This is a genomic window from Saccharopolyspora thermophila (assembly GCF_014646075.1).
Taxonomy (GTDB): domain Bacteria; phylum Actinomycetota; class Actinomycetes; order Mycobacteriales; family Pseudonocardiaceae; genus Saccharopolyspora; species Saccharopolyspora thermophila.
Genome location: NZ_BMMT01000053.1, coordinates 1 through 699, shown reverse-complemented (window position 1 = coordinate 699; position 699 = coordinate 1). Strand labels below are relative to the sequence as shown.

Here is a 699-nt window from a genome sequence, read left to right as displayed (position 1 = left end):
CAGGCTGACTACGAGGCCAGGTTCGCGGGTTCAGCCGGTCACGACTCATGGAAGCTGGAACGTCGACAGCACTTCCGCGAGCCGGGGAATCCCAGCTGGGAAGCGTTCGCCCGGCACGACTGGCCGGAGGCCATGCGGCTGATCCAGAGCCAGCGCGAAGAATTTTCGGCGGAGTCAGAGGAAGCGGAGCGGATCGGTGTGACGTTGTTCCGCATCCGCGTGGTGGCGAAGCCATTCACACCCTACCTCCACTGGGAACTCCACCTGCTGAAGGCACGCGCCGACTGCGGTGAGAAGATCCGAGTGCTCGCGGTTGAGGACGTAGCGCCTTTCGAATCGCACGAAGCACTTCCCGAAATTCTGACAGTCGGCCGCGACACCGTGTACGAGATCCGCTACAGCGACGACGGCGTGCTCGACGGCGCCGTCAGGCACACGGACCTGGAAGCCGCCACCCGCTGTAAGGACTTCCTCGCCGACCTCTACGCGCGAGGTGAAGAGCTCGACCGGTTCTTTTGGCGAGAGGTCGCTCCCCTGCCACCGCCGGTGCCGGAGGGCCCAGATGTCCCCGAGGAATCCTGACGACGAGGAGGAGCAGACCGGGGCTACGCACTCGGAGCTGTCCGGCTCCGCGGCAGATGTCCTCCAGGCCAGGGACGTGCACGGCGGGGTCCACTTCCACGGCGGTGGCACCCGACG

At 66.0% G+C, this 699-nt stretch carries 1 protein-coding gene; it reads left to right on the top strand.

Annotation, left to right across the window (positions count from 1 at the left end):
• The coding region (locus IEY17_RS25035) for a DUF6879 family protein (protein ID WP_188991944.1) at positions 1 to 582 on the top strand (582 nt) is incomplete at its 5' end.
• Between the last annotated feature and the right edge of the window lie 117 nt (positions 583 to 699).